Annotated in this window: 23 protein-coding genes; 19 read left to right on the forward strand and 4 right to left on the reverse strand. The window is 68.7% G+C overall.

What is annotated here, in order from left to right; all coding sequences use genetic code 11:
* Window positions 1–216: 216 nt before the first annotated feature.
* From ACFYO2_RS21560 to ACFYO2_RS21570, 3 genes are all read left to right on the forward strand, one after another.
* Window positions 217–918, forward strand: a complete 702-nt coding sequence (locus ACFYO2_RS21560; protein ID WP_388351307.1) for an HAD family hydrolase — start codon at window positions 217–219, stop codon at window positions 916–918.
* 409 nt (window positions 919–1,327) lie between these two features.
* A complete protein-coding gene (locus tag ACFYO2_RS21565; RefSeq protein ID WP_388351310.1) occupies window positions 1,328–2,932 on the forward strand; it encodes an ABC transporter substrate-binding protein in 1,605 nt (534 codons plus the stop codon).
* Between the two features lie 67 nt (window positions 2,933–2,999).
* The gene (locus ACFYO2_RS21570) at window positions 3,000–4,580 is read left to right on the forward strand and encodes an ABC transporter substrate-binding protein (protein WP_388351312.1); all 1,581 of its coding nucleotides are present in this window, start codon (window positions 3,000–3,002) and stop codon (window positions 4,578–4,580) included.
* Window positions 4,581–4,649: 69 nt separating this feature from the next.
* On the opposite strand, the gene ACFYO2_RS21575 is transcribed toward ACFYO2_RS21570, so the two are convergent.
* Together ACFYO2_RS21575 and ACFYO2_RS21580 are read right to left on the reverse strand one after the other, a co-directional pair.
* Window positions 4,650–5,321, reverse strand: coding sequence for a response regulator (locus ACFYO2_RS21575; RefSeq protein WP_388351315.1), 672 nt, complete (start codon window positions 5,319–5,321; stop codon window positions 4,650–4,652).
* 14 nt (window positions 5,322–5,335) lie between these two features.
* Window positions 5,336–6,334, reverse strand: coding sequence for a RecB family exonuclease (locus tag ACFYO2_RS21580; RefSeq protein WP_388351318.1), 999 nt, complete (start codon window positions 6,332–6,334; stop codon window positions 5,336–5,338).
* Window positions 6,335–6,519: 185 nt separating this feature from the next.
* On the opposite strand from ACFYO2_RS21580, the gene ACFYO2_RS21585 reads away from it, so the two are divergent.
* The 3 genes from ACFYO2_RS21585 to ACFYO2_RS21595 all read left to right on the forward strand — a co-directional run bounded on the left by ACFYO2_RS21585 (window position 6,520) and on the right by ACFYO2_RS21595 (window position 9,927).
* Entirely contained in the window at window positions 6,520–8,169 is a 1,650-nt protein-coding gene (locus tag ACFYO2_RS21585) for a site-2 protease family protein (protein ID WP_388351321.1), read from the forward strand.
* A 38-nt stretch (window positions 8,170–8,207) separates the two neighbouring features.
* Window positions 8,208–9,110 (forward strand): tRNA (adenine-N1)-methyltransferase, encoded by a 903-nt coding sequence (locus ACFYO2_RS21590; protein ID WP_388351324.1) that lies wholly within the window; start codon window positions 8,208–8,210, stop codon window positions 9,108–9,110.
* 238 nt (window positions 9,111–9,348) lie between these two features.
* Window positions 9,349–9,927, forward strand: coding sequence for a hypothetical protein (locus tag ACFYO2_RS21595; RefSeq protein WP_388351327.1), 579 nt, complete (start codon window positions 9,349–9,351; stop codon window positions 9,925–9,927).
* Between the two features lie 58 nt (window positions 9,928–9,985).
* On the opposite strand, the gene ACFYO2_RS21600 is transcribed toward ACFYO2_RS21595, so the two are convergent.
* The gene (locus ACFYO2_RS21600; protein WP_388351330.1) at window positions 9,986–10,291 is read right to left on the reverse strand and encodes a ferredoxin; all 306 of its coding nucleotides are present in this window, start codon (window positions 10,289–10,291) and stop codon (window positions 9,986–9,988) included.
* Window positions 10,292–10,534: 243 nt separating this feature from the next.
* Between ACFYO2_RS21600 and arc the strand changes: the two genes are divergently transcribed.
* The 6 genes from arc (at window position 10,535) to prcA (ending at window position 16,690) form a co-directional block, all read left to right on the forward strand.
* Window positions 10,535–12,301, forward strand: a complete 1,767-nt coding sequence (gene arc, locus ACFYO2_RS21605) for a proteasome ATPase (protein ID WP_388351332.1) — start codon at window positions 10,535–10,537, stop codon at window positions 12,299–12,301.
* 233 nt (window positions 12,302–12,534) lie between these two features.
* Window positions 12,535–14,046, forward strand: a complete 1,512-nt coding sequence (dop, locus tag ACFYO2_RS21610; protein WP_388351335.1) for a depupylase/deamidase Dop — start codon at window positions 12,535–12,537, stop codon at window positions 14,044–14,046.
* 155 nt (window positions 14,047–14,201) lie between these two features.
* Window positions 14,202–14,417, forward strand: coding sequence for a ubiquitin-like protein Pup (locus ACFYO2_RS21615; protein ID WP_030038375.1), 216 nt, complete (start codon window positions 14,202–14,204; stop codon window positions 14,415–14,417).
* A gap of 52 nt (window positions 14,418–14,469) precedes the next feature.
* Complete coding sequence (locus ACFYO2_RS21620; protein ID WP_388351338.1) at window positions 14,470–15,075, forward strand: endonuclease VII domain-containing protein; 606 nt, start codon at window positions 14,470–14,472, stop codon at window positions 15,073–15,075.
* Entirely contained in the window at window positions 15,027–15,872 is an 846-nt protein-coding gene (gene prcB / locus ACFYO2_RS21625; RefSeq protein ID WP_388351341.1) for a proteasome subunit beta, read from the forward strand. The genes ACFYO2_RS21620 and prcB overlap by 49 nt, the downstream gene beginning before the upstream one ends.
* Before the next feature lie 71 nt (window positions 15,873–15,943).
* Complete coding sequence (gene prcA / locus ACFYO2_RS21630; RefSeq protein ID WP_388351344.1) at window positions 15,944–16,690, forward strand: proteasome subunit alpha; 747 nt, start codon at window positions 15,944–15,946, stop codon at window positions 16,688–16,690.
* 54 nt (window positions 16,691–16,744) lie between these two features.
* Here prcA and ACFYO2_RS21635 read toward each other — a convergent pair whose 3' ends face one another.
* The gene (locus ACFYO2_RS21635; RefSeq protein ID WP_388351347.1) at window positions 16,745–17,761 is read right to left on the reverse strand and encodes a LacI family DNA-binding transcriptional regulator; all 1,017 of its coding nucleotides are present in this window, start codon (window positions 17,759–17,761) and stop codon (window positions 16,745–16,747) included.
* Window positions 17,762–17,999: 238 nt separating this feature from the next.
* Here ACFYO2_RS21635 and ACFYO2_RS21640 point away from each other — a divergent pair, with 238 nt between their 5' ends.
* From ACFYO2_RS21640 to ACFYO2_RS21670, 7 genes are all read left to right on the forward strand, one after another.
* Window positions 18,000–19,259 carry an MFS transporter gene (locus tag ACFYO2_RS21640; protein WP_388351350.1) on the forward strand — a complete coding sequence of 420 codons (1,260 nt, stop codon included), beginning with the start codon at window positions 18,000–18,002 and terminating at the stop codon, window positions 19,257–19,259.
* 9 nt (window positions 19,260–19,268) lie between these two features.
* Window positions 19,269–20,630, forward strand: a complete 1,362-nt coding sequence (gene pafA / locus ACFYO2_RS21645) for a Pup--protein ligase (RefSeq protein ID WP_121404192.1) — start codon at window positions 19,269–19,271, stop codon at window positions 20,628–20,630.
* Between the two features lie 128 nt (window positions 20,631–20,758).
* Window positions 20,759–21,763, forward strand: coding sequence for an FKBP-type peptidyl-prolyl cis-trans isomerase (locus ACFYO2_RS21650; RefSeq protein WP_388351353.1), 1,005 nt, complete (start codon window positions 20,759–20,761; stop codon window positions 21,761–21,763).
* A 76-nt stretch (window positions 21,764–21,839) separates the two neighbouring features.
* Window positions 21,840–22,211 (forward strand): FKBP-type peptidyl-prolyl cis-trans isomerase, encoded by a 372-nt coding sequence (locus ACFYO2_RS21655; protein ID WP_307673602.1) that lies wholly within the window; start codon window positions 21,840–21,842, stop codon window positions 22,209–22,211.
* 129 nt (window positions 22,212–22,340) lie between these two features.
* Entirely contained in the window at window positions 22,341–23,294 is a 954-nt protein-coding gene (locus ACFYO2_RS21660) for a helix-turn-helix transcriptional regulator (protein WP_388351355.1), read from the forward strand.
* A gap of 12 nt (window positions 23,295–23,306) precedes the next feature.
* Entirely contained in the window at window positions 23,307–24,347 is a 1,041-nt protein-coding gene (locus ACFYO2_RS21665) for a helix-turn-helix transcriptional regulator (protein ID WP_388351358.1), read from the forward strand.
* On the forward strand, window positions 24,344–24,634 hold the full coding sequence (locus ACFYO2_RS21670) for a hypothetical protein (protein ID WP_388351361.1): 291 nt from the start codon (window positions 24,344–24,346) through the stop codon (window positions 24,632–24,634). The genes ACFYO2_RS21665 and ACFYO2_RS21670 overlap by 4 nt, the downstream gene beginning before the upstream one ends.
* The last annotated feature ends 1 nt before the right edge of the window (window position 24,635 follow it).

Here is a 24,635-nt window from a genome sequence, read left to right on the forward strand (position 1 = left end):
TCCACCTCTCCGAGGAATTCCAACTCCACCCCGAACAGTCCACCGACGCCATCGTCATCCACCACCCCGAAGCCAAATACTTCAACGCACGCTGAAACGTCTGAGACGCGTCTCACCGAGCGCGCTGATCGGATAAGTCGTACACTGGTCGGTCCACCGCAGGCCGGTTCCCCATGTGGGAACCGGCCTGATCGTCCCTCAAGGAGGTGCGCCCGGATGACCAGTACGGTCCCTGCGCCAGACACTCGTACGGCCGAAGGCTCAGCCTTGCAGGCCGTGCTCCTCGACATGGACGGAACCCTGGTGGACACCGAGGGCTTCTGGTGGGACGTCGAGGTCGAGATCTTCGCCGGCCTCGGCCACGCCCTCGACGACTCCTGGCGTCATGTCGTGGTCGGCGGCCCCATGAGCCGCAGTGCAGGATTCCTGATCGAGGCCACCGGCGCCGACATCGCCCTCGCTGAGCTCATGATGCTGCTGAACCAGGGTTTCGAGGACCGTATCGACCGTGCCCTGCCACTGATGCCGGGAGCGACCCGGCTGCTCGCCGAACTGGCCGCGCACGAGATTCCCACGGCCCTGGTATCCGCCTCGCACCGGCGCATCATCGACCGGGTGCTCACCTCGCTGGGTCCCCAGTACTTCGCCCTGACGGTCGCCGGGGACGAGGTGGGGCGCACCAAGCCGCACCCCGATCCCTATCTGTTCGCCGCCGCCGGACTCGGCGTGGATCCGACCAGATGCGCGGTCGTCGAGGACACCTCGACCGGCGTCGCGTCGGCGGAGGCCGCGGGCTGCCAAGTGGTGGCGGTACCGTCCGTGGCGCCCATCGCCCCGGCCGCCCGGCGCACCGTCGTGACCTCGCTCGAAGAGGTCGACCTGGCATTTCTGCGCGGCCTGATGACGGAAATGCGCTAGGCGTTCACCCAGCGTGCAGCGCCGATAGGCCGTCAATTCCCAAGGGTAATTCGACCATGGCGGATGGCCGAATTCCGGTACTGGAACAGACCGTTGGGAATGTGACGTTCCCCACTTGCGTGAGGGTCGACAGGGGGATGGGGCGTATGGTCTCCGCCCCCTGTCGGGGGATTGAGGCGTGCCCTTGTGTCCCGATTCGTGAAACCCTGTACTAATCCTTCCGGCCTCGGGTTTTCGGTCTGTCCGCAGCCGGTTCCGCTGCGTGATGGGGCGTCAACTCCGGTGGCTGTGAACTGCCCTGCAGGTGCGGACTAATCTCCTAGCGAGAACATCACCCTTACCCCGTGATCCGCTGCGACACCCCTGCATGCCGGATACACGGACTCGACAGCTCTGGAGAAACTCGAGCATGAACCGCAAGACTTTGGTGCTGCCGGCCGTGATCGGCCTGCTCGCGCCGGTGCTCGCTGCCTGTGGCGGGTCCGACAGCGGGAGTGACAGCGGCAGCGCGATCGTCGTCGGCACCACGGACCGGTTCACCGCCTCGAAGGAGGCCCCCGCGCCCCTCGACCCGGCGTACGCCTACGACGTCGGCTCCTGGAACATCCTGCGCCAGACCGTGCAGACCCTGATGATCCAGCCGAAGGGTGAGGGCGACCCCGTACCCGAGGCCGCCGAGAGCTGCGGCTTCACCGACTCCGGCAACGAGCGCTACGCCTGCAAGCTCCGGAGCGGCCTGAAGTTCGCGGGCGGCGACGCCATCACCGCCGAGGACGTGAAGTTCTCGATCGACCGTGCCCGCGCCATCAAGGCGGACAGCGGTGTGTTCGCCCTGCTGTCCACCATCGACACCGTCGAGACGCAGGGTGACAACGAAGTCATCTTCCACCTCAAGACCGCCGACGCCACCTTCCCGTTCAAGCTGTCGACGCCCGTCGCCGGCATCGTCGACCCCGACGACTACGAGAAGGACAAGCTGCGCGACGGCTTCGACGTGGACGGCTCGGGCCCGTACACGCTGCACGCCGAGGTCAAGAACGACGAGCTCGTCGACGCCGTGTTCACCAAGAACCCCAATTACAAGGGGACTCTGAAGGTGAACAACGACAAGGTCAGCATGCGCTCCTTCAAGGACGCCGACGCCATGGGCGCCGCGCTCGACAAGGGCGACATCGACGTGATGACCCGCACCATGTCGCCGGAGCAGATCGACAAGCTGACCAACGCCACGAGCGGCGACATCGACATCGTGGAGACGGCCGGCCTGGAGATCCGCTACCTGGGCTTCGACACCAACGCTCCGACGGTGAAGTCCAAGGCGGTCCGCCAGGCGATGGCCCAGATCATCAACCGCAGCGAACTCGTCTCCAAGGTCTACGGCTCCCAGGCCGAGCCGCTGTACTCGATGGTCCCGGCGAGCATCACGGGCCACTCCAACGCGTTCTTCAACAAGTACGGCGACCCGAACCTCACCAAGGCCAAGGCCATGCTGGGCCAGGCCGACATCAGCACCCCGGTGAAGCTGACGCTGCACTACACGACCGACCACTACGGTCCTGCCACCAAGCAGGAGTTCGAGGTGCTGCAGAAGCAGCTCAACGACAGCGGCCTGTTCGACGTCAGCATCGAGGGCGCCCCGTGGGACACCTTCCGCCCCGCCGAGCAGAAGGGCCAGTACGACGTCTACGGCATGGGCTGGTTCCCCGACTTCCCGGACGCCGACAACTACCTCGCGCCGTTCCTCGACAAGGACAACACCATCGGCTCGCCGTATGTGAACAGCGAGATCCGCAACACCCTGATCCCGGACTCCCGCCGCGAGGCGGACCGGCTGGCCGCTTCCGCCGACCTGACGGACATTCAGGACATCGTCGCCGACGACGTTCCCGTCCTCCCGCTGTGGCAGGGCAAGCAGTTCGTCGCCGCCCGCGACGACGTCACGGGAACCGCGTACGCGCTCAACTCCTCCTCGACGCTTCAGCTGTGGGAGCTCGGCCGCGGTGTGAGCGGCTGACACCTTCCGTGCCCGGGGCCCGGGTGGGTGGCCCCGGGGTCCGATATCGACGACAAGGCACCTGTACGTGAACAAACGCAACCAGTGGCCGGTCCTGCCCATCGTGGCGGGGCTGGCCTCAGGCCTGTTGACCGGCTGTGGAACGCAGTCCGGCGACTCCTCAGGCAGTGGTTCCTCGGTGGTGATGGGGATGTCCGACGACGTCCTGGCCACCGACCCCGCCTCCGGCTACGACCCCGGCTCCTGGCTGTTGTTCAACAACGTCTTCCAACCGCTGCTGAGCTTCCCCAAGGGCGCCACGGAACCGAAGCCGGAAGCCGCCGAGGAATGCTCCTTCACGGACACACAGACCCAGGTCTACAAGTGCACCCTGAAGAACGGCCTCAAGTTCAGCAACGGTGACTCGCTCACCTCTCAGGACGTCAAGTTCTCCTTCGACCGCATGCTGAAGATCAACGACGACGCCGGTCCCGCGATCATGTTCCCCATGCTGGAGAAGGTCGAGACCCCGGACGAGAAGACGGTGGTCTTCCACCTCAACACGTCCGACGCCACCTTCCCCAGCAAGATCGCCTCGGGTGCCGGCTCCATCGTCGACCACACTCAGTACGACGCCGACGGGCTGCGCAAGGACGGCGAGGCCGTCGGCTCCGGCCCGTACAAGCTGGACTCCTTCGGCGAGGACGAGGCCGTCTTCTCCGTCAATGAGAACTACAAGGGCACCGCCGACGTACAGAACACCGGCGTGACGCTGAAGTTCTTCCATGGCGACCAGTCCGCACTGAAGAAGTCCCTGCTCGACAACAAGGTCGACATCGCCTACCGAGGCCTGTCCGCGAACGACGTAGCCGACATCGAGCAGGCCGACGACAGTTCCGGCGTCGAGATCGTCGAGGGCAGCAGCGCCGAGGTCCAGCACCTGGTCTTCAACATGGACGACCCGGTCGCCGGTCAGCTCGGCGTCCGCAAGGCCATCGCTCACCTGCTCGACCGCGACGCCCTCATCAAGGACGTCTACCAGGGCACGGCCACCCCGCTGTACTCGATCATCCCGGCGGGCATCTCCGGCCACAACACGGCCTACTTCGACACCTACGGCGCCCGCCCCTCCAAGGCCAAGGCCGCCGCCGCCCTCCATGCCGACGGCATCACCGGCAAGGTGAAGCTGACCCTCTGGTCGACCCCCTCCCGCTACGGCCCCGCCACCGACGACGAGCTGAAGGCGATCGCCGAACAGCTCAACGCCAGTGGCCTGTTCGACGCCGACGTGCGGTCCGTGGCCTTCGACCAGTACGAGCAGGACATCGCCGACGGCAAGTACGGCGTCTACGTCAAGGGCTGGGTGCCCGACTACCCGGACGCCGACAACTTCACGGCGCCCTTCTTCGGCAAGGGCAACGTGCTGAGCAACAACTACGCCAACAACACGATCACCGGCTCGCTCATCCCGCAGACCGCCGCTGAGAGCGACCGCGGGGCGACGGACGCCGCCTACGGCAAGCTCCAGAACATCGTCGCCGACGAACTCCCGGTCCTGCCCGTCTGGCAGGCCAAGCAGTACGCCGTCACCCGCGACGACGTCTACGGCCTGGAGTACTGCCTCGACGCCTCGACCGTGTTCCGGTTCTGGGAGCTCAGCAAGGGCTGAGCGATCTCCTGCGAACGCCGAGGGCGCCCCCGCTTGTGAGCGGGGGCGCCCTCGGCGTAGTACGACTGATCACTGCGCGCCGGGGCGCACCAGCCCGCTCTCGTACGCGTACACCGCCGCCTGAACGCGGTCGCGCAGCCCCAGCTTGGTCAGGACGTGACCGACGTGCGTCTTGACGGTGGTCTCGCTGACGAAGAGGTCGGCGGCGATCTCCGCGTTGGACAGACCCCGCGCCACCAGCTTCAGCACCTCCACCTCGCGCTCGGTGAGGGTGTGCAGCGTGTCCGGCACCGGCTCCTCGCCGGACGGCAGATGCGTGGCGTACTTGTCGAGGAGCCGACGCGTGATGCTCGGCGCGAGCATCGCCTCGCCCGCCGCCACCACCCGGATCGCCTGGACCAGCTCGTTGGCCGGGGCGTCCTTGAGCAGGAACCCGCTGGCTCCCGCGCGCAGCGCCTCCACCACGTACTCGTCGAGGTCGAACGTGGTCAGCACCAGCACCTTGGCCGGACCGTCCCGCCCGGGCCCGGTGATCTGCCGCGTCGCCTCCACACCGTCCATCCGCGGCATACGAATGTCCATCAGAACCACATCGGGCTGCAGTGCACGCACCTGGTCGATGGCCTGGAGGCCGTCTCCGGCCTCGCCGACGACCGCGATGTCCTGCTCGGCCTCCAGAATCATCCGGAAGCCGGTACGCAGCAGCGGCTGGTCGTCGACCAGTAGGACGCGGATGGCCACGTAAGTCTCCTTCGCTAGTCCGGCCCCATTCTGCCCTGCGCCGCGTCCCCGGACTCCGGCGCCCTCACCGGCAACGGATAGGGCGGCGGAGTGCCGCCGAACTCCGGGCAGTGGGCCTGGTGGTCGCACCAGCCGCACAGCTTGGTGGGACGAGGACGCCAGTCGCCCGACTCCGTGGCCTCGCGGATCGCCTCCCACAGCGCGTGCAGCTTGCGCTCGACACGCTCCAGGTCGGCGAGGACGGGGTCGTATGTCACGACGTCACCGCTGCCGAGGTAGACGAGCTGGAGCCGGCGTGGGATCACGTTCTTCAGCCGCCACACCACCAGGGCGTAGAACTTCATCTGGAACAGCGCGCCCTCCGCGTACTCGGGCCGGGGCGCCTTGCCCGTCTTGTAGTCGACGATCCGCACCTCACCGGTGGGCGCCACGTCGACCCGGTCGATGATCCCGCGCAGCTTCAGCCCGGAGTCCAGTCGGGCCTCGATGAACAGTTCGCGCTCGGCCGGTTCGAGCCGGGTCGGGTCCTCCAGCGTGAACCAGCGTTCCACCAGCCGCTCCGCCTCGCCGAGCCAGCGAGCCAGCCGCTCGCCCTCCGGATCGTCGGCGAACAGCTCGACGACCTCGGGCCGGGTCTCCCTGAGCCGGTCCCACTGGCCCGGGATCAGCGACTTGGCGCGCGGAGCGGTCCGCTCGGCGGCCGGGGCGTCGAAGAGCCGCTCCAGGACCGCGTGCACCAGCGTGCCCCTCGTCGCCGCCTCGCTCGGCTTCTCGGGCAACCGGTCGATCACCCGGAACCGGTACAGCAGCGGGCACTGCATGAAGTCACCGGCACGGGAGGGGGACAGGGAGGCCGGCGCCAGGGCCGTGGTCCCGGCTATGGCTGTCGTGGCTGTCGTGGCCGCGGGGTCCACCACCGCTGTCGCCGCCGTCGGCTCGGCCATGACCGGTGCGTCCACCTCCGCGGTGTCGCCGCCGGTGGCCGCCATGTCGCCCTCGGTGCTCGTCTCCATGCCCACAGACCATACGGCCCACCACTGACAGTGACCCAGTCGCGGTCGTGACCTCTGCGACCACGGAGGAACCACGGAGGAACCACGGGGGGTGCCGGGGGGAGTGTGTCGCGACGGCCGCATACCATCGACCCGAGACCCTCCCGCCCGGCAGGCGCGGGAGACGCTTCGAACGAGGGGACACCGTGGACGAGAGCGGCGGTAGCGGGCAGCCGCGGCCCGGCAAAGACGAATCGGCCGAGCACCACGCAGCACCTGTGACCCCGGCCCCCGACCCCGCCCTCCCCGACCGGACCACCCCGACCGACGAACCGACCATGGTCGTACGACGGTTGGATCTCCCCGCCGACGACAGCACCGGGGACGAAGACGCGGGCCACGAAGGCGCGGGCCACGAGGACACGGGCCACAAGGACACGGCGCCCGAAGCCAACAGCCCCGCGGAGTCCGGCCAGGACGCGCACGGTCCCGAGGCGCAGGCCCCCGCAGACACCGGACAGGAGCGGGGAACCTCCGACCCCGGCCACCAGCCCACCCGCACTCCCACCCCCGACGACCACCAGAGCGCCCGCACACCCGCCGCCCCCGAGGACCAGCCCCACCCCGACGCCTCCCCCGGGGACCGCACGCTCGCGCACTCCGGTCTCGCCAAGGGCCGACCGCCCCGGCGCCCCCGCCAACCCGGACCCGGCGGCGGCCTGCTGATGGGGCGGCCGTTCGGCGTGCCGGTATACGTCGCGCCCAGCTGGTTCCTCGTCGCCGCCCTGATCACCTGGGTGTTCGGCGGCCAGCTCGACCGCGTGCTGCCGGAACTCGGCGCCGCCCGCTACCTGGTCTCCCTCTTCTTCGCGGTCGCCTTCTACGCCTCCGTCCTCGTCCACGAACTGGCCCACACGGTCGCGGCACTGCGCTTCAAGCTGCCCGTCCGCCGCATCCAGCTCCAGTTCTTCGGCGGCGTCTCCGAGATCGAGAAGGAGGCCGAGACCCCGGGACGCGAGTTCTGGCTGGCCTTCGTCGGCCCGCTCCTCTCCCTCGTTCTCTCCGGCCTCTTCTACCTCGCCCTGCAACCCGTCGAGCCCGGCACGGTTCCGGGCGTCCTGCTGGCCGGCCTCATGATCTCCAACCTGATCGTCGCCGCCTTCAACCTCCTGCCCGGTCTGCCCCTCGACGGCGGCCGTATGCTCCGCGCGGTCGTCTGGAAGATCACCGGCAAGCCGATGAGCGGCACCATCGCCGCCGCCTGGGTCGGCCGCGCCCTCGCCGTCTCCGTCCTGATCGGCCTCCCGCTGCTCACCCAGTCCGGCGCGCTCGGCTCCAACGCCGAGGACAACGTCGGCATGGACACCGTCATGGACGCCCTGCTCGCCGCGATCCTCGCCGCCATCATCTGGACCGGCGCCGGCAACAGCCTGCGCATGGCCCGCCTGCGCGAGCACCTGCCCGACCTGCGCGCCCGCAACCTCACCCGCCGCGCGGTCCCCGTCGAGACCAACACCCCGCTCTCCGAGGCCCTGCGCCGCGCCAACGCCGCCGGAGCCCGTGCCCTCGTCGTCGTCGACGCCGACGGCCACGCCATCTCCCTCGTCCGCGAGGCCGCCATCGTGGGCGTACCGGAACACCGCCGCCCCTGGGTCGCCGTCAGCGGCCTCGCCCAGGACCTCACCGACGGCATGCGAGTCTCCGCGGAGCTGGCCGGCGAGGACCTGCTGGACGCCCTGCGAGCCACCCCGGCCACCGAGTACCTGGTCGTCGAGGAGACCGGCGAGATCTACGGCGTCCTGTCCGCGGCGGACGTCGAGCGCGCCTTCGTGAAGGCCATGGCCCGCCCCTCCTAGTGGTCGGCACCCCTCCGAAACGCCGGTAGGCTGTTCACATGTCCGAACCGACCGGTGCCGCCCGCAGGCGCGGGCCCTTCAAGGTCGGGGACCAGGTTCAGCTGACCGACCCCAAGGGCCGCCACTACACGTTCACGCTCGAGGCCGGGAAGAACTTCCACACCCACAAGGGTTCCTTCCCGCACGACGAACTGATCGGCGCTCCCGAGGGCAGCGTTGTCCGCACCACCGGGAACGTCGCCTACCTCGCGCTGCGCCCCCTGCTCCCCGACTACGTCCTGTCCATGCCCCGTGGGGCAGCCGTCGTCTACCCGAAGGACGCGGGGCAGATCCTCGCCTTCGCCGACATCTTCCCCGGCGCACGCGTCGTCGAAGCCGGCGTCGGCTCCGGCTCGCTCAGCAGCTTCCTGCTGCGCGCCATCGGCGACCAGGGCATGCTGCACTCCTACGAGCGCCGCGAGGACTTCGCCGAGATCGCCCAGCAGAACGTGGAGCGCTACTTCGGCGGCCCGCACCCCGCCTGGCAGCTCACCGTCGGCGACCTCCAGGACAACCTGAGCGACCCCGACGTCGACCGCGTCATCCTCGACATGCTCGCCCCCTGGGAGTGCCTGGAGGCCGTCTCCAAGGCACTCGTCCCCGGCGGCATCCTGTGCTGCTACGTGGCGACCACCACCCAGCTCGCCCGGACCGTCGAGTCCATCCGCGAGATCGGCTGCTTCAACGAGCCGACCTCCTGGGAGACGATGATCCGCAACTGGCACGTCGAGGGCCTGGCCGTCCGCCCGGACCACCGGATGATCGGCCACACCGGCTTCCTGCTCACCGCCCGCCGCCTCGCCGACGGCGTCGAGCCCCCCATGCGCCGCCGCCGCCCCGCCAAGGGCGCCTACGGCGATGACTACACCGGCCCCAACGCCGACGCGGGAGCCGGCCGCTAGGACCAGCCCCAGGGCGGCCCGGTGCCGCGACAACGTACAAGTGCCGTGGCCCAGTTCCCGAAGACACCCGGGAACTGGGCCACAGCGCACCCGTGTTGACACCGGAATCCGCGGAACCACCCACGACCCCCCACAGCGCCCGGCCCCTGAACGCCCACCCCGCCGTTCCCCCGCACTGTGACGTGTGGCACCATGCAGGCCACCCCCACCGGCACAGCCCTCACGGGAGACACTCTTCGTGCAGCAATCCGCCGTCCCGGAACTGGCACACACCCCTACCCGGCCGATCCACTGGGTCGCCACCGCGACGGCGGTCGCCGGGGTCGTGGCCCTCTCCTCGGTTCTGCAACCCAACCCGGCCACGGCGGCCCAGGCGGCCGGCCCTCGGACCAAAGGTGCCCCCGCCCTCACCGCGCCCCCCGATCCCACGGGCGTCGACTTCCCGATCCAGTGCGGCCCCGTCAAGGAACTCGTGCAGAAGAAGGCATCCGGAGACCTCGACGGCGACGGCAGGCCGGAGACGGTGGTCGTGGTGCACTGCGACGCGGCGATGGGAACCCCACCCGACGGCGTGTACGTCCTCACCCGGGCCACGGAGACCGGCAAGCCGCGGGTGGTCGCCACCTTGATCAGCCCCAAGGACCGCCTCACCGTGACCGACTTCGCCCTCCGGGACGGAGCCGTCCTCGCGACGCTCCTCGGTTACTCGTCCGCCGACGTGCCCAGTTGCTGCCCCGACGTGAAGGACAGCGCGAAGTGGCAGTGGAAGAACGGCGCGTTCGTCCGCTCGACACCCGCCGGAACCCGGAACGTGTGAGCCGCGCAACCGGCACGTGTGAGAAATCAGACAGAGATAACGGCGCGTAACGGCAAGATCACTCGGCGTCCGGGCCGTAGATCTCGACCCTGTCCGAAACCCGACGGACGTGGATGCAGTCACCCGGACACTCCTTGGCGGAGTCCACCACATCCGTGAGAAGCGGCAGCGGTACGGGTGTTGTGGCGCCCTTGTCCTGAAGCAACTCGTCGCCGGAGCCCTTCACATAGGCCAAGCCGTCGATGTCCAGCTCGAACACCTCGGGCGCGTACTGGGCGCAGATGCCGTCGCCGGTACAGAGATCCTGGTCGATCCAGACCTCCAGGTCCTCGCTGTCGGCCCCGGCCTCCTGCTGCACGCTCATGTCTCCTGCCGTTTCTGCGCCGAGCCGAACGGGAATCCGGCCAGCTCTGACGGGTGTTGAACGCTTTGACCCTACCTCCGGCAGCTTTCCAATCATGTTCGGTGGGTATTCCCCTGGCGTGAGGGAGAGCGCAAGGGTGAAGATCGGACACACCCCGACAGTCTTTTGATCTAGGGGTTTCAATCGACACCCACCCAGGTAGGGTCTGGAAGCGTCCAGCTCCCCTTGGAGGAGGTGAGGACCGTGGCAGCCCACGACGACGACATGAACCGCGGCATCCGCCCGGGACGAGGGTCCGAAGACCCCGCCGGGCAGGTTGCCTATCTTGAGCAGGAGATCGCCGTCCTGCGACGCAAGCTCGCCGACTCTCCGCGACACACGAGGATTCTCGAAGAGCGGATCGTCGAGCTGCAGACCAATCTGGCCGGCGTGTCCGCCCAGAACGAGCGACTCGCCAACACGCTCCGTGAGGCCCGTGACCAGATCGTGGCCCTCAAGGAGGAAGTCGACCGGCTAGCACAGCCGCCGGCCGGCTTCGGTGTCTTCCTCATGGCGAACGAGGACGGCACGGCGGACATCTTCACCGGCGGCCGCAAACTGCGGGTGAACGTCAGCCCCAGCGTCGAGCTCGAGGAGCTCCGGCGCGGCCAGGAAGTGATGCTCAACGAGGCTCTCAACGTGGTCGAGGCCATGGAGTACGAGAGCGTCGGCGACATCGTCACCCTCAAGGAGATCCTCGAGGACGGCGAGCGCGCCCTGGTCATCGGGCACACCGACGAGGAACGAGTGGTACGGCTCGCCGAGCCGTTGATGGACGTCACCATCCGGGCCGGTGACGCCCTGCTGCTCGAGCCCCGCTCCGGCTACGTCTACGAGGTCGTTCCCAAGAGCGAGGTCGAGGAACTCGTCCTCGAAGAGGTCCCGGACATCGGCTACGAGCAGATCGGCGGTCTGGGCGGCCAGATCGAGGCGATCCGCGACGCGGTCGAGCTCCCGTACCTCTACCCCGACCTCTTCAAGGAGCACGAACTGCGGCCGCCCAAGGGTGTCCTGCTCTACGGGCCTCCCGGATGCGGCAAGACGCTCATCGCCAAGGCCGTCGCCAACTCGCTGGCCAAGAAGGTCGCCGAGGTGACCGGACAGGCCACGGGCAAGAGCTTCTTCCTCAACATCAAGGGCCCCGAGCTCCTGAACAAGTACGTCGGCGAGACCGAGCGGCAGATCCGCCTCGTCTTCCAGCGTGCCCGTGAGAAAGCCAGCGAGGGCACCCCCGTCATCGTCTTCTTCGACGAGATGGAATCCCTCTTCCGCACCCGTGGCTCCGGTGTCAGCTCGGACGTGGAGAACACCATCGTCCCCCAGCTGCTCGCCGAGATCGACGGCGTGGAGGGCCTGCAGAACGTGGTCGTGATCGGTGCCTCCAACCGCGAGGACATGATCGACCCCGCCATCCTGCGGCCCGGCCGGCTCGACGTGAAGATCAAGATCGAACGTCCGGACGCCGAGGCGGCCAAGGACATCTTCGGCAAGTACCTCACCGAGCGCCTCCCCCTGCACGCCGAGGACGTCGGCGAGCACAGTGGCAGCAAGGCCTCCACGGTCCAGAGCATGATCCAGACGGCCGTGGAACACATGTACGCCGAATCCGAGGAGAACCGCTTCCTGGAGGTCACCTACGCCAACGGCGACAAGGAAGTCCTCTACTTCAAGGACTTCAACTCCGGCGCCATGATCGAGAACATCGTGGGCCGCGCCAAGAAGATGGCGATCAAGGACTTCCTGGAGCACAACCAGAAGGGCCTGAGGGTCTCCCACCTCCTCCAGGCCTGCGTGGACGAGTTCAAGGAGAACGAGGACCTGCCCAACACCACCAACCCGGACGACTGGGCCCGCATCTCCGGCAAGAAGGGCGAGCGGATCGTCTACATCCGAACGCTCATCACCGGAAAGCAGGGTGCGGACACCGGACGCTCCATCGACACGGTGGCGAACACCGGTCAGTACCTGTAAAAGACAGGGCGGCTGCGGGTGCCCTCAGCGGGTACCCGCAGCCGACTGTTTTTCGGGCGATGCTGGAGCAAGGCAATGACGCAAATGATCTCCCCACCAGCGCAGAGGCGTTCTAGGCTCTTCCATACCGCCGAGTCGCGCAGTGCGGGGACGGGCACCGCACACGCACCGGAGCGCCAGCGGTACTTGAGCGGCGTCCCCGACCGAGGACGCCGCCGGGCAAGGAGGGCCGCATGACCGTACGGCGAGTAATGGGCATCGAGACGGAGTACGGGATCTCCGTCCCCGGTCACCCCAACGCCAATGCCATGCTCACCTCGTCCCAGATCGTCAACGCCTACGCGGCGGCGATGCACCGGGCCAGGCGAGCCCGCTGGGACTTCGAGGAGGAGAATCCGCTGCGGGACGCGCGAGGCTTCGACCTCGCCCGCGAAGCCGCCGACTCCAGCCAGCTCACCGACGAGGACATCGGCCTGGCCAACGTCATCCTCACCAACGGCGCGCGGCTCTACGTCGACCACGCACACCCCGAATACAGCTCTCCCGAGGTCACCAACCCCTGGGACGCCGTCCTGTGGGACAAGGCCGGCGAGCGCATCATGGCGGAGGCGGCGGAGCGGGCCGCCCAGCTCCCCGGCGCCCAGCCGATCCACCTCTACAAGAACAACACCGACAACAAAGGCGCCTCCTACGGCACGCACGAGAACTACCTGATGAAGCGGGAAACCCCCTTCTCGGACATCGTGCGCCACCTGACGCCGTTCTTCGTCTCCCGCCAGGTCGTCACCGGCGCCGGCCGCGTCGGCGTCGGCCAGGACGGGCACGAGCACGGCTTCCAGCTCAGTCAGCGCGCCGACTACTTCGAGGTCGAGGTGGGCCTGGAGACCACCCTCAAGCGCCCGATCATCAACACCCGCGACGAGCCGCACGCCGACGCCGAGAAATACCGCCGCCTGCACGTGATCATCGGCGACGCCAACCTCTCGGAAATCTCCACATACCTGAAGCTGGGCACCACGGCGCTCGTCCTGTCCATGATCGAGGACGGCTTCATCGCCGTCGATCTGGCAGTGGACCAGCCCGTACGCACCCTCCACCAGGTCTCCCACGACCCGACACTCAAGCGCCTGGTCACGCTCCGCAGCGGCCGGACACTCACCGCGGTCCAGCTGCAGATGGAGTACTTCGAACTGTCACGCAAGTACGTGGAGGAGCGGTACGGCGCGGACGCCGACGAGCAGACCAAGGACGTCCTCGCCCGCTGGGAGGACACCCTCAACCGGCTCGAGAACGACCCGATGAGCCTGGCCGGCGAACTGGACTGGGTCGCCAAGCGGGAACTCATGGAGGGCTACCGCCGCCGCGACAACCTCGACTGGGACGCCGCCCGGCTGCACCTGGTCGACCTCCAGTACGCCGACGTACGGCCCGACAAGGGCCTCTACAACCGTCTGGCGGCCCGCGGCCGTATCAAGCGGCTGCTGACCGACGACCAGGTCGAGCGGGCCCGTACGAAGCCACCGGAGGACACGCGCGCGTACTTCCGTGGCCGCTGCCTGGAGCAGTACGCCGACGACGTCGCCGCGGCCTCCTGGGACTCCGTGATCTTCGACCTGCCGGGCCGGGACTCGCTCCAGCGCGTTCCAACCCTGGAACCGCTTCGCGGAACGCGAAATCACGTAAAGGAGCTCCTGGACCGTTGCCGGACGGCAGAAGACCTGGTCAGGGTACTGTCGGGCAACTGAGGGGTACCCGGGGCCGACTCGGCCCCACAGGGTGGAATCCCCGCCGTCAGGGAATCATCGAGGTGGTTCCCGGACGTTGAGGAAACTGCGGGGCCGATGTCGGACCCTGCTTGTAGGGTCTGATCAAGAACGTCGAACCGAGCGGGGTGAGGGTTATGGCGACCAAGGACACCGGCGGCGGACAGCAGAAGGCGACGCGCAACACCGAGGAGGTCGAGGAGGCGCCCGAGGCGCAGGCATCCGAAGACCTCAAGGAGCGCCAGGAGAAGTTGAGCGACGACGTGGATTCCGTCCTGGACGAAATCGACGACGTACTCGAGGAAAACGCCGAGGATTTCGTTCGAAGCTTCGTGCAAAAAGGCGGACAGTAAGCGGTCGTTCGGCCATTTATCCTTCGAATCGAAGGAAACAGGGGATTCGGGAGTGGCTGGGGAACCGCACGAGAAGCGGTGTACGGGCTGCAAGAGGGACTTGTCCGTTGCCGCATTCGCACAGGACAGGAACCGGAGTGACGGTCTCCAGGTGCGGTGCCGGGAGTGCGTGGCGGAATACAGCGCCGCGCACTACCGGCGCCGCCGGGAGGCCATGGGCAAGCCGGTCCGCGAGAAGGTGGACGTTCCGGCCGGGCACAAGCTCTGTCGGACCTGCGGCGAAGTGAAGCCTCACAGCGAGTGGCATCGCAACGCGAGAGCCTCGGACGGCCTGTCGACGCGCTGCAAGGCGTGCCGAGCCGCCGAGGGGCGTGCGGGTCACCTCAAGCGCCAGTACGGGCTCACCGAAGCCGAACGTGACGAGTTGATCGCGTCTCAAGCGGGCGTCTGCTGCATATGTTTGGCGGCTCCGGCCGCACATGTGGATCACTGCCACAACACGGGTAGGGTCCGAGGCGTACTGTGCTTCAGCTGCAATGCCGCACTGGGGCAGTTCAAGGATCGGCCCGATGCCATAAGGCGGGCTGCTGCTTACGTGGAAGGAATCGCGTGGAAGCCAACACTCGTAGCACCGGGCGTCTACCAGCTGCCTTCCTGACGCCTGGGTCGTCCTCCTTCATGGACTTCCTGTCCGAACACCAGCCGGAGATCCTTCCGGGTAACCGGCAGCTCCCGCCCACCCAGGGTGTGATCGAGGCGCCGCACGGCACCACGATCGTGGCCGTGACGTTCCCCGGCGGTGTCGTGCTCGCCGGTGACCGGCGCGCCACGATGGGCAACGTCATCGCGCAGCGCGACATCGAGAAGGTTTTCCCGGCCGACGAGTACTCGGCTGTCGGCATCGCCGGCACCGCGGGTCTCGCGGTCGAGATGGTCAAGCTGTTCCAGCTGGAGCTGGAGCACTTCGAGAAGGTCGAGGGTGCGCAGCTCTCCTTGGAGGGCAAGGCGAACCGCCTGTCGACCATGATCCGTTCCAATCTCGGCATGGCCATGCAGGGTCTGGCCGTGGTCCCGCTCTTCGCCGGGTTCGATGTGGATCGTGGCAAGGGGCGCATCTTCTCCTACGACGTCACTGGTGGCCGCTCCGAGGAGCACAATTTCGCGGCGACGGGCTCGGGCTCGCTCTTCGCCCGGGGCGCCATGAAGAAGTTCTTCCATGACGGTCTGACCGAGGCCGAGGCCACGATGCTCGTGGTGCAGGCTCTCTATGACGCGGCAGACGACGACTCGGCGACCGGCGGTCCCGATGTCGCCCGCCGGATCTATCCGATCGTGACCGTGATCACCGAGGACGGCTTCCGCCGCCTCGACGAGGACGAGTCCTCCGAGATCGCCCGCTCGATCCTGGAGCGGCGTCTGGAGCAGCCCGACGGCCCGCGTGCCGCGCTGCTTTAGCCGACGGGCCGGTTGTTGCCAAGGTGATCCAGGGAATTCGACGGAATCCAGAAGAGAGGGACGGATAACCGGTGTCGACGCCGTTCTATGTCTCACCCCAGCAGGCCATGGCCGACCGGGCGGAGTACGCCCGTAAGGGCATCGCCCGTGGCCGCAGCCTGGTCGTGCTGCAGTACGCCGACGGCATTGTCTTCGTCGGCGAGAACCCGTCCCGTGCGCTGCACAAGTTCAGCGAGATCTATGACCGGATCGGCTTTGCGGCCGCCGGCAAGTACAACGAGTACGAGAACCTCCGCATCGGTGGTGTCCGGTACGCCGACCTGCGGGGTTACACCTACGACCGTGACGATGTGACGGCGCGCGGTCTTGCCAACGTCTACGCCCAGACGCTGGGCACGATCTTCTCCAGCGCGGCCGAGAAGCCGTACGAGGTGGAGCTGGTGGTCGCCGAGGTGGGCGAGACGCCCGAGGGCGATCAGATCTATCGGTTGCCGCACGACGGTTCGATCGTGGACGAGCACGGCTCGGTCGCGGTCGGCGGCAACGCCGAGACGATCAGCACCTACCTGGATCAGCGCCATGAGGACGGGATGTCGCTCGCCGGGGCGCTGAAGTTGGCCGTTCAGGCCCTGTCCCGTGACACCAACGGCAGTGAGCGGGAGATCCCCGCGGAGCGGCTGGAGGTGGCGGTGCTGGACCGTACGCGTCCGCAGAAGCGCAAGTTCAAGCGCATTGTCGGTCGTCAGCTCGGTCGGCTGCTGGAGGCCGGTGGGGCGACGACCGAGGCGGAGAGCGCCGAGGAACCCGACGAGAAGTAGTCCACCCTGCTCCTGATGTGCCCCGGCCGATCCATCGGCCGGGGCGCAGGTGCTTCAGGGGGCCCGAGGTGGCGCCGTGGAGCCCCGTACGACGAGCTCGACGGGAATGTCCCCTGCCTCGGGTGTTCGGCCCTCCAGGACGGCTAGAAGGGCCAGCATGCCGCGTTCCCCGAACAGTTCGGCGTCCAGTCGTACGGTCGTGAGTTCGGGGTCGATGGCGGTGGCCAGGGCGAGGTCGTCGAGGCCGGTGACGGAGGCGTCGTCGGGGACGCGCAGGCCGAGGCGGCGCAGCGCCTTGTAGGCGCCGGCGGCGAGCTTGTCGTCGTCGCAGACCAGTGCGGTCGGTCGCGGGCCCGGGGCGGCCAGCGCGGCTTCGGCGGCGGCCAGGGCACCCTCGATGGAGATCGGTGCGTGGGCTGTGCGCAGCGAGGTGCCGGGCACGGCGCCGACTCGGGCGGCCAGCTCGTGGGCGCGCACCTCGAAGGTCCAGGAGGGCACGTCTGCCGCCAGGTGCAGGAAGCGGCGGTGTCCCAGGCTCAGGAGGTGCTCGGCGACCTGTCGTACGCCGTCGGTGATGTCCAGGTTGACTGTGGCGACGCCGAGGCTTCCGGATGGATCGCTGTCCAGCATGACCAGCGGCAGCTGGTCGCCGCGGATCGCGGAGAGGGCGTCGGCGGCCATGGAGGAGGCGATGACGCCGTCGAGGGCGGCCTGCGCGGAGGCGAAGGGGTCCCGGGCGGGGCCGATGCCTTCGGGGGAGGGGTACAGGACCACGCCGAAGCCGTGTTCGGCGGCGACCCGGGCCGCGCCTGTGTAGACGCCTGCGAAGAACTCGGTCGTCAGCGCGGGGACCACGAGGAGCACGGTGCGGGTGCGGCCCAGGCGTAGGTTGCGGGCGGCGAGATTGGGCCGGTAGCCCAGCTCGCGCGCGGCTTCCCGGACTCGCTCGGCGGTCGTCTCCGACACCCGTCCGCGCCATTTGTCGCCGAGGACGAGGGAGACCGCGGCCTGGGAGACGCCGGCGGCCTGGGCGACGTCACGGCTTGTGGGGCGGGTGCTGCCTTGTGCCACCGGCTGTTTGCTCCTCTTCTTCGGGTCGTTCGCTCCGGGTGCTCCAGCCGGCTGTCCAGGGTGCGCCCGTGCTCAGCGCTTCGTGCCTCCGCGCGCTCGCGCCCTTGATACTGGCGCGCTCCCTGGGTGACTCCCTGTCGTCTGGACGTGTGACAGCGCACATGGTACGTATGACAGAGGGCGTTATACGTAAAACCTCACGCGTCACCGGCGCACCGGGCGAGCAAAGGGTTGGGACATGGCCGCGGGATACCTGGAGATTCTCAGGGCGAGGCATGCCGTCCGGCTGCTCGCCGGCACGCTGGTGGGGCGGCTGCCGAACGCCACCGCGGCGATCGCGATCGTGCTGTTCGTGCGCGCCGAGGGCGGCACCTACACCCTGGCCGGTGGGCTCGCGGCCGTGTACGGCGTGGCCAACGCGGTGGGTCAGCCCGTGCTCGGCCGCCTCGTCGACCTGCGCGGTCAGCCGCGCGTCCAGCTGCCCGCCGCTCTTGTGTCGGCCCTCGGGATGGCGGTCTTCGCCTTCGCGGGCACCGATCCGCTGCCGCTCGCCTACGCCGCCGTGGCGGCCGCCGGGCTCTTCACGCCGCCTCTGGAGGGCGGTCTGCGGGCACTGTGGCCGAGTGTCCTCCGTAGGGAGGACCAGGTGCACACGGCGTACGCCATGGACGCGGTCGCGCAGGAAATCATGTTCACCGTCGGACCGTTGCTGGTGACCCTGTGCGTGGCGCTGTGGTCGGCGCAGGCCGCGCTGCTCGTCCTGAACGCCGTCGGGGTGCTGGGCGCTCTCTGTGTGGTCCTGTCGCCGCCCTCGCGCGCTTGGCGCTCGGCGCCGCGCGAGGCGCACTGGCTGGGCGCGCTCAGGTCGCCCGGACTCCGCGCGCTCCTCGGCGCGTTCTTCTTCGTCGGCGTCGCGCTCGGCTCCATCACCGTGGCGTCCGTGCCGTACGCGGACGACCACGGCGGCGACGCGGTGTACGGCTGGCTGATGGCGGGCATCGGGCTGGGTGCGCTCATCGGCGGCCTTTGCTACGGGGCGCGTCGGTGGACCGGCGAACCGGCCCGGCGACTGCAGGCCTTGGTGGCGCTTCTGGCGGTGTGTTATCTGCCGTTGACGCTGATGCCTGGCGCGGTCGCCATGACGCTGCTGACGGTCCTCGCCGGCGTCTTCCTCGCGCCCGCCATCGCCTGCGCGTTCGTGCTGGTCGACCGGCACGCGCCGCGTGGCACGGTCACCGAGGCGTTCTCCTGGCTTGTGACGACGTTCACCGTGGGCGCGTCCGTCGGAACGGGCCTCGCGGGGCCGGTCGTCCAGGCGGGCGGGGCCCTGTGGGGCTTCGTCGTACCGGGTGCCGCGGGGGGCGTGTCACTGCTCGTTCTGCTGGCCACCGGGCGGGTCCTCGCAGCTTCCGCCGGGGGTGCGGTGGTTGCGTCTTCATCGGAAAATGATCCAAACCGTGCTGTCGAACCCCGTTTCAGCTCGGGGGATCGGGCGTAATGTTCACTCATGGACCGCCGCATTTTCGGGCTGGAGAACGAGTACGGCGTCACGTGTACGTTCAGGGGACAGCGGCGCCTGTCTCCCGACGAGGTGGCGCGGTACCTCTTCCGCCGTGTCGTGTCATGGGGCCGAAGCAGCAATGTCTTTCTGCGGAACGGTGCCCGCCTCTATCTCGATGTCGGGTCACATCCGGAATACGCGACACCGGAATGTGACAACGTGACCGAACTGGTCACGCACGACAAAGCAGGCGAGCGCATTCTGGAAGGACTCCTGGTAGATGCCGAACGACGCCTGCATGAGGAAGGAATCGCGGGCGACGTCTACCTCTTCAAGAACAACACCGACTCGGCGGGCAACTCCTACGGGTGCCACGAGAACTATCTGGTGGCCCGGCACGGGGAGTTCTCCCGGCTCGCGGACATCCTCATTCCGTTCCTGGTCACGAGGCAGCTTCTCTGCGGTGCCGGCAAGGTGCTGCAGACCCCGCGTGGCGCCGTGTACTGCGTGAGCCAGCGGGCCGAGCACATCTGGGAGGGCGTCTCCTCGGCGACGACGCGCTCCCGGCCGATCATCAACACTCGCGACGAACCGCACGCCGACGCCGAGCGCTACCGCCGCCTGCATGTCATCGTGGGCGACTCCAACATGTCCGAGACGACGATGCTGCTCAAGGTCGGCGCCACCGACCTGGTGCTGCGCATGATCGAGGCGGGCACCGTGATGCGTGACCTCACCCTGGAGAACCCGATCCGGGCGATCCGCGAGGTCAGCCACGACATCACCGGCCGCCGCAAGGTCCGCCTGGCCAGCGGCCGCGAGGCCTCGGCCCTGGAGGTGCAGCGCGAGTACTTCGAGAAGGCCGTGGATTTCTGCGAGCGCCGCGGCATCCGCACCGGCACCGTCGAGCAGGTCCTGGAGCTGTGGGGCCGTACGCTCGACGCGATCGAGGCCGAGGACCTCGACCGGATCGGTACCGAGATCGACTGGGTCATGAAGTACAAGCTCATCGAGCGGTACCGGGCCAAGCACAACATGACCATGTCCCACCCGCGGGTCGCGCAGATAGACCTCGCCTACCACGACATCCACCGACGTCGTGGCCTGTACTACCTGCTGGAGAAGAAGGGCCAAGCCGCCCGGATCTGCAACGACTTGAAGATCTTCGAGGGCAAGTCGGTTCCGCCGCAGACCACTCGGGCGCGGCTGCGCGGCGACTTCATCCGGCGGGCGCAGGAACAGCGCCGTGACTTCACGGTCGACTGGGTTCACCTCAAGCTCAACGACCAGGCTCAGCGCACGGTGTTGTGCAAGGACCCGTTCCGTTCGGTGGACGACCGGGTCGAGAAGCTGATCGCCGGAATGTGAGCATCGCGTTCCGGAGGAACATTCGGAACGCAACACGGGCGCCGTACGTTTCGCGTACGGCGCCCTTCTCACGCCGTAGAGTTGCGCGCACGCCATCAACAAGATCGACCGATTACGAGGCCCCCACCGTGCGCCGACGCTCACTGCTCATCGCCGTACCCGCTGGAATGATCACGCTCGCCGGGTGCGGCGACGACGATGGGGCCGATTCGGCCGAGGCCACTGACAGCGCGTCGCCCTCGGCGTCGGCCTCGGCGTCCGTACCGCCACCGAAGATCGTCGACGGCCCGCTGCCGGCGATCAACGGGGGCACGAAGTTCGGTGAGAAGCCGACGGTGGCCAAGGGCAGCGGCGTCCCGTCCAAGGACCTCGCAGTGAAGACGATCACCCCGGGCAACGGCACCACGGTGGCCGAGAACGACTACATCCAGGCGAACTACCTCGGTCAGATCTGGGACACGGCGAAGGTCTTCGACAACTCCTACGACCGCAAGACGCCGCTGCTCATCCAGCTCGCCACGAGCAGCATCATCGACGGCTGGCGGTATGCCCTGACCGGCAAGAAGACCGGCAGCCGAGTCGAGTTCTCGGTCCCGCCGACGTGGGGCTACGGCAAGGAGGGCTACGCGGAGGGCGGCATCAAGGGCACCGACACGCTGGTCTTCGTCGTCGACCTGATGGAGACGTTCAACGCCAAGAGCTCCGCCAAGGGCACGAACGTCGCCCAGGACAACGTGGACGTGCCGAAGGTCGGCACCAACACCGACGGCAAGGCGCCCTCCATCGAGGTCCCCAAGAGCGACGCGCCGAAGAAGCTGGTCGCGAACTACGTCATCGAGGGCGACGGCGAGGTGGTCGCCGCCGAGAACACCGTGCTCGTGCAGTACAAGGGCGTCCTGTGGGACTCCGGCAAGGAGTTCGACTCGACGTACGGCCGCAAGGCGCTGACGTCGTTCTCGCTCCAGCAGGTCGTCAAGGGCTGGTCGCAGGGCCTGACCGGCAAGAAGGTCGGCAGCCGCGTCCTCGTCGTCGTACCGCCGGACCTGGGCTACGGCGACAGCCCGCCGGCCGGCAGCGAGATCAAGAAGGACTCCACGCTGGTCTTCTCGGTCGACATCCTCGCGAAGATGTGACCCCACCGAGATGTAAGACTGTGCCTGTTGCCTTTCCGTACAACGCACTTTCCGTACACACGCAGGAGCTAGAGACGTGAGCATCGACAAGCCCGAGATCGACTTCCCGGGCGGCGAGCCCCCGGCGGACCTGGAGATCAAGGACATCTGGGAGGGCGACGGCGCGGTGGCGCAGGCCGGCCAGACGGTCACCGTCCACTACGTGGGTGTCGCCTTCAGCACCGGCGAGGAGTTCGACGCCAGCTGGAACCGCGGTACCCCGTTCAGCTTCCCGCTGGGTGGCGGCCGGGTCATCAAGGGCTGGGACCAGGGCGTGCAGGGCATGAAGGTCGGCGGCCGCCGCCAGCTGACCATCCCCGCCCACCTCGCCTACGGCAACCAGAGCCCGACCCCGGCGATCAAGCCCGGCGAGACGCTGATCTTCGTGGTCGACCTCCTCGGGGTCTGATCGCCCGACGACCGGTCTCGACCGCCTGGGGCCCATGCCTGTCCGGGCATGGGCCCTCGGCTTTTGCCGCGCCACTTCGGGGCGGTACGGTCATCGTCCGTAAGCACCATAGGGAGGCGAAGGGCGTCGATGGCCATTGCCAAGGCCGAGCGACTGATGAACCTGGCGCTGTGTCTGCTCGGGACGCGGCGGCCGCTCAGCAAGCGCGAGCTGCGTGAGTCCATCGAGGCCTATCTGGAAGCCGGGTCGGACGACTCCTTCAACCGCATGTTCGAGCGCGACAAGGACGATCTGCGCGAACTCGGCCTGGTCATCGAGACCGTCGAGAACCTGGACGGCGAGGTCGGCTACCTCGCCCGCCGCGACAGCAACCGCCTCCCGCCCGTCACCCTGGACGCCGAGGAGGCCGCCGCCCTCGGGCTGGCCGCCAAGGTCTGGCAACAGGCCCGGCTCGCCGGCGCGGCCAGCGGTGCCCTGCAGAAGCTGCGCGCCGCGGGACTCCCCGAGGACTTCGACCCGTACGAGGCCCATGGCGCCCTCGAGCCGCGCATCCCGGTGCACGAGACCGCGTTCGAGCCGCTGATGCTGGCCTGCCGCGACCGCCGCCCCGTCGTCTTCGACTACCGCAAGGCCACCGCCGCCCGCCCCGAGCCCCGGCACGTCGAGCCGTGGGCACTGGAGTGCTGGCGCGGCCACTGGTACCTGGCGGGCTGGGACCGCGACCGGGGCGCCGAGCGGGTGTTCCGGCTGTCCCGGATCACCGGCAAGGTGCGCAGCCGCGCCACCCGGTTCACCGCCCCCGTGCCCGACGTCGTCACCGTCCGCGAGACCGTCGCGAGCTGGGCCGGCGAGACCGCCGACCGCACCGCGCTGATCCGGCTGCGCTCCGGCGCGGGCTACCCCCTGCGGGCGAAGGCCGCCTCGGTGCGGGAACTGGGGGACGGCTGGGACGAGTTGGAGATTCCGTACGGCCACGGGCTGGACGCCTGGCTGGTGGAGTTCGGGCCGGACGTGGTGGTCCTGGAGCCCGCCGAGCTGCGGGCCGACGTGGTGGACCGGCTGCGCGCCGTGGCCAAGGGCTGAGGGGGCAAGGACGTGGTGGGAAAACCGGCCAGGCCGACGAACGCGATCGACCAGACCAGGCGGATGCTCTCCCTGGTGACCTATCTGAAGGAGCGCCCCGGCGCACGGGTCGAGGACGTCGCCCGGGCCTTCGGGATCACCGAGGACGAGCTGGTCTCCGACCTCGACGTGCTGCCCATGTGCGGTACCAGCTTCCGCGGCGGCGATCTGCTGGACATCGACACCGACGGCGAGCGCATCTGGTGGCACAACCCCGATGACGTCGCCGAGCCGCTCGGGCTCGCCGCCGACGAGGCCACCGCGCTGCTGGTCGCCGCCCGCGCCGTGTCCACGCTGCCCGGCCTGCGTGAGAGCGACCGGCAGGCGCTGCTGCGGGCCACCGCCAAGGTGGAGGCCGCGGCCGGCGAGCAGGCGGGGGCCAGCTCCCGGCTGTCCGTGACCTTCGAGTCGGAGGGCGGCGTCTTCGCGGACGTCGACCGGGCCATCTCCGAGCGCCGCCGCCTGTGGATCCGCTACTACTCGCCCGCCCGCGACGAGGTCACCGAGCGCGAGATCGACCCGATCCGGCTGGTCAGCGTGGGTCACACCTATGTCGAGGCCTGGTGCCGCCGCTCCGAGGCGCGCCGCACCTTCCGGCTCGACCGGGTCGCCGAGATCAAGATCCTCGACGAGCCGTCCGCGCCGCCCGAGATCGAACTGCGGGACCTGTCCGAGGGACTGGTGCAGCCGGCCGCCGAGGACCCGGAGGTCGTCGTCGAGGTCGGCCCCGGCGGACGCTGGGTCGCCGAGTACTACCCGCACGACAGTGCCGATGAGCTCCCGGACGGCGGGCTGCGTATCACTCTGCGCACCCCGGAGCCCGCCTCGCTCAGGCGGCTGGCGCTGCGGCTCGGGCGCGAGGGCCGGATCGTCTCGCCGCGCGACCTCGCCGACAGCGCCCGCGAGGCGGCCCGCGAGGCGCTGGCGGCGTACGACGGGGTCGAGGCGCAGGGCGCGCACGGGGGGCGTGGGGTTCAGGGCGGTCAGTACGACAGTCAGGAGCAGGAGCTTTGAGCGAGACGTCGACGTCCGGCGTGGGAATGACGGTGGCCGCCGCGTTCGCCGGGATGAGGAGCGCGACCCCGGTGACGTTCAGGGCCGGCTGCCCGGACTGCCGGGGCTGCTTCGAGCTCACCGCGAGCTCCCTGCGCCTGGCCATCGGCGCCAACAGCCGCACCACCTTCTACTCCTTCACCTGCCCCGACTGCGGAGCGGCCGTCCGCAAGCCGGCGGGCGAACGGATCGTCGAGCTGCTGACCGGCGGCGGGGTCCGGACCTTGCGGCTGCACTCCACCCTCTAGG

The sequence above is a fragment of the Streptomyces sp. NPDC006602 genome (genome assembly GCF_042870385.1).
In the GTDB taxonomy this organism is placed as follows: Bacteria; Actinomycetota; Actinomycetes; order Streptomycetales; family Streptomycetaceae; genus Streptomyces.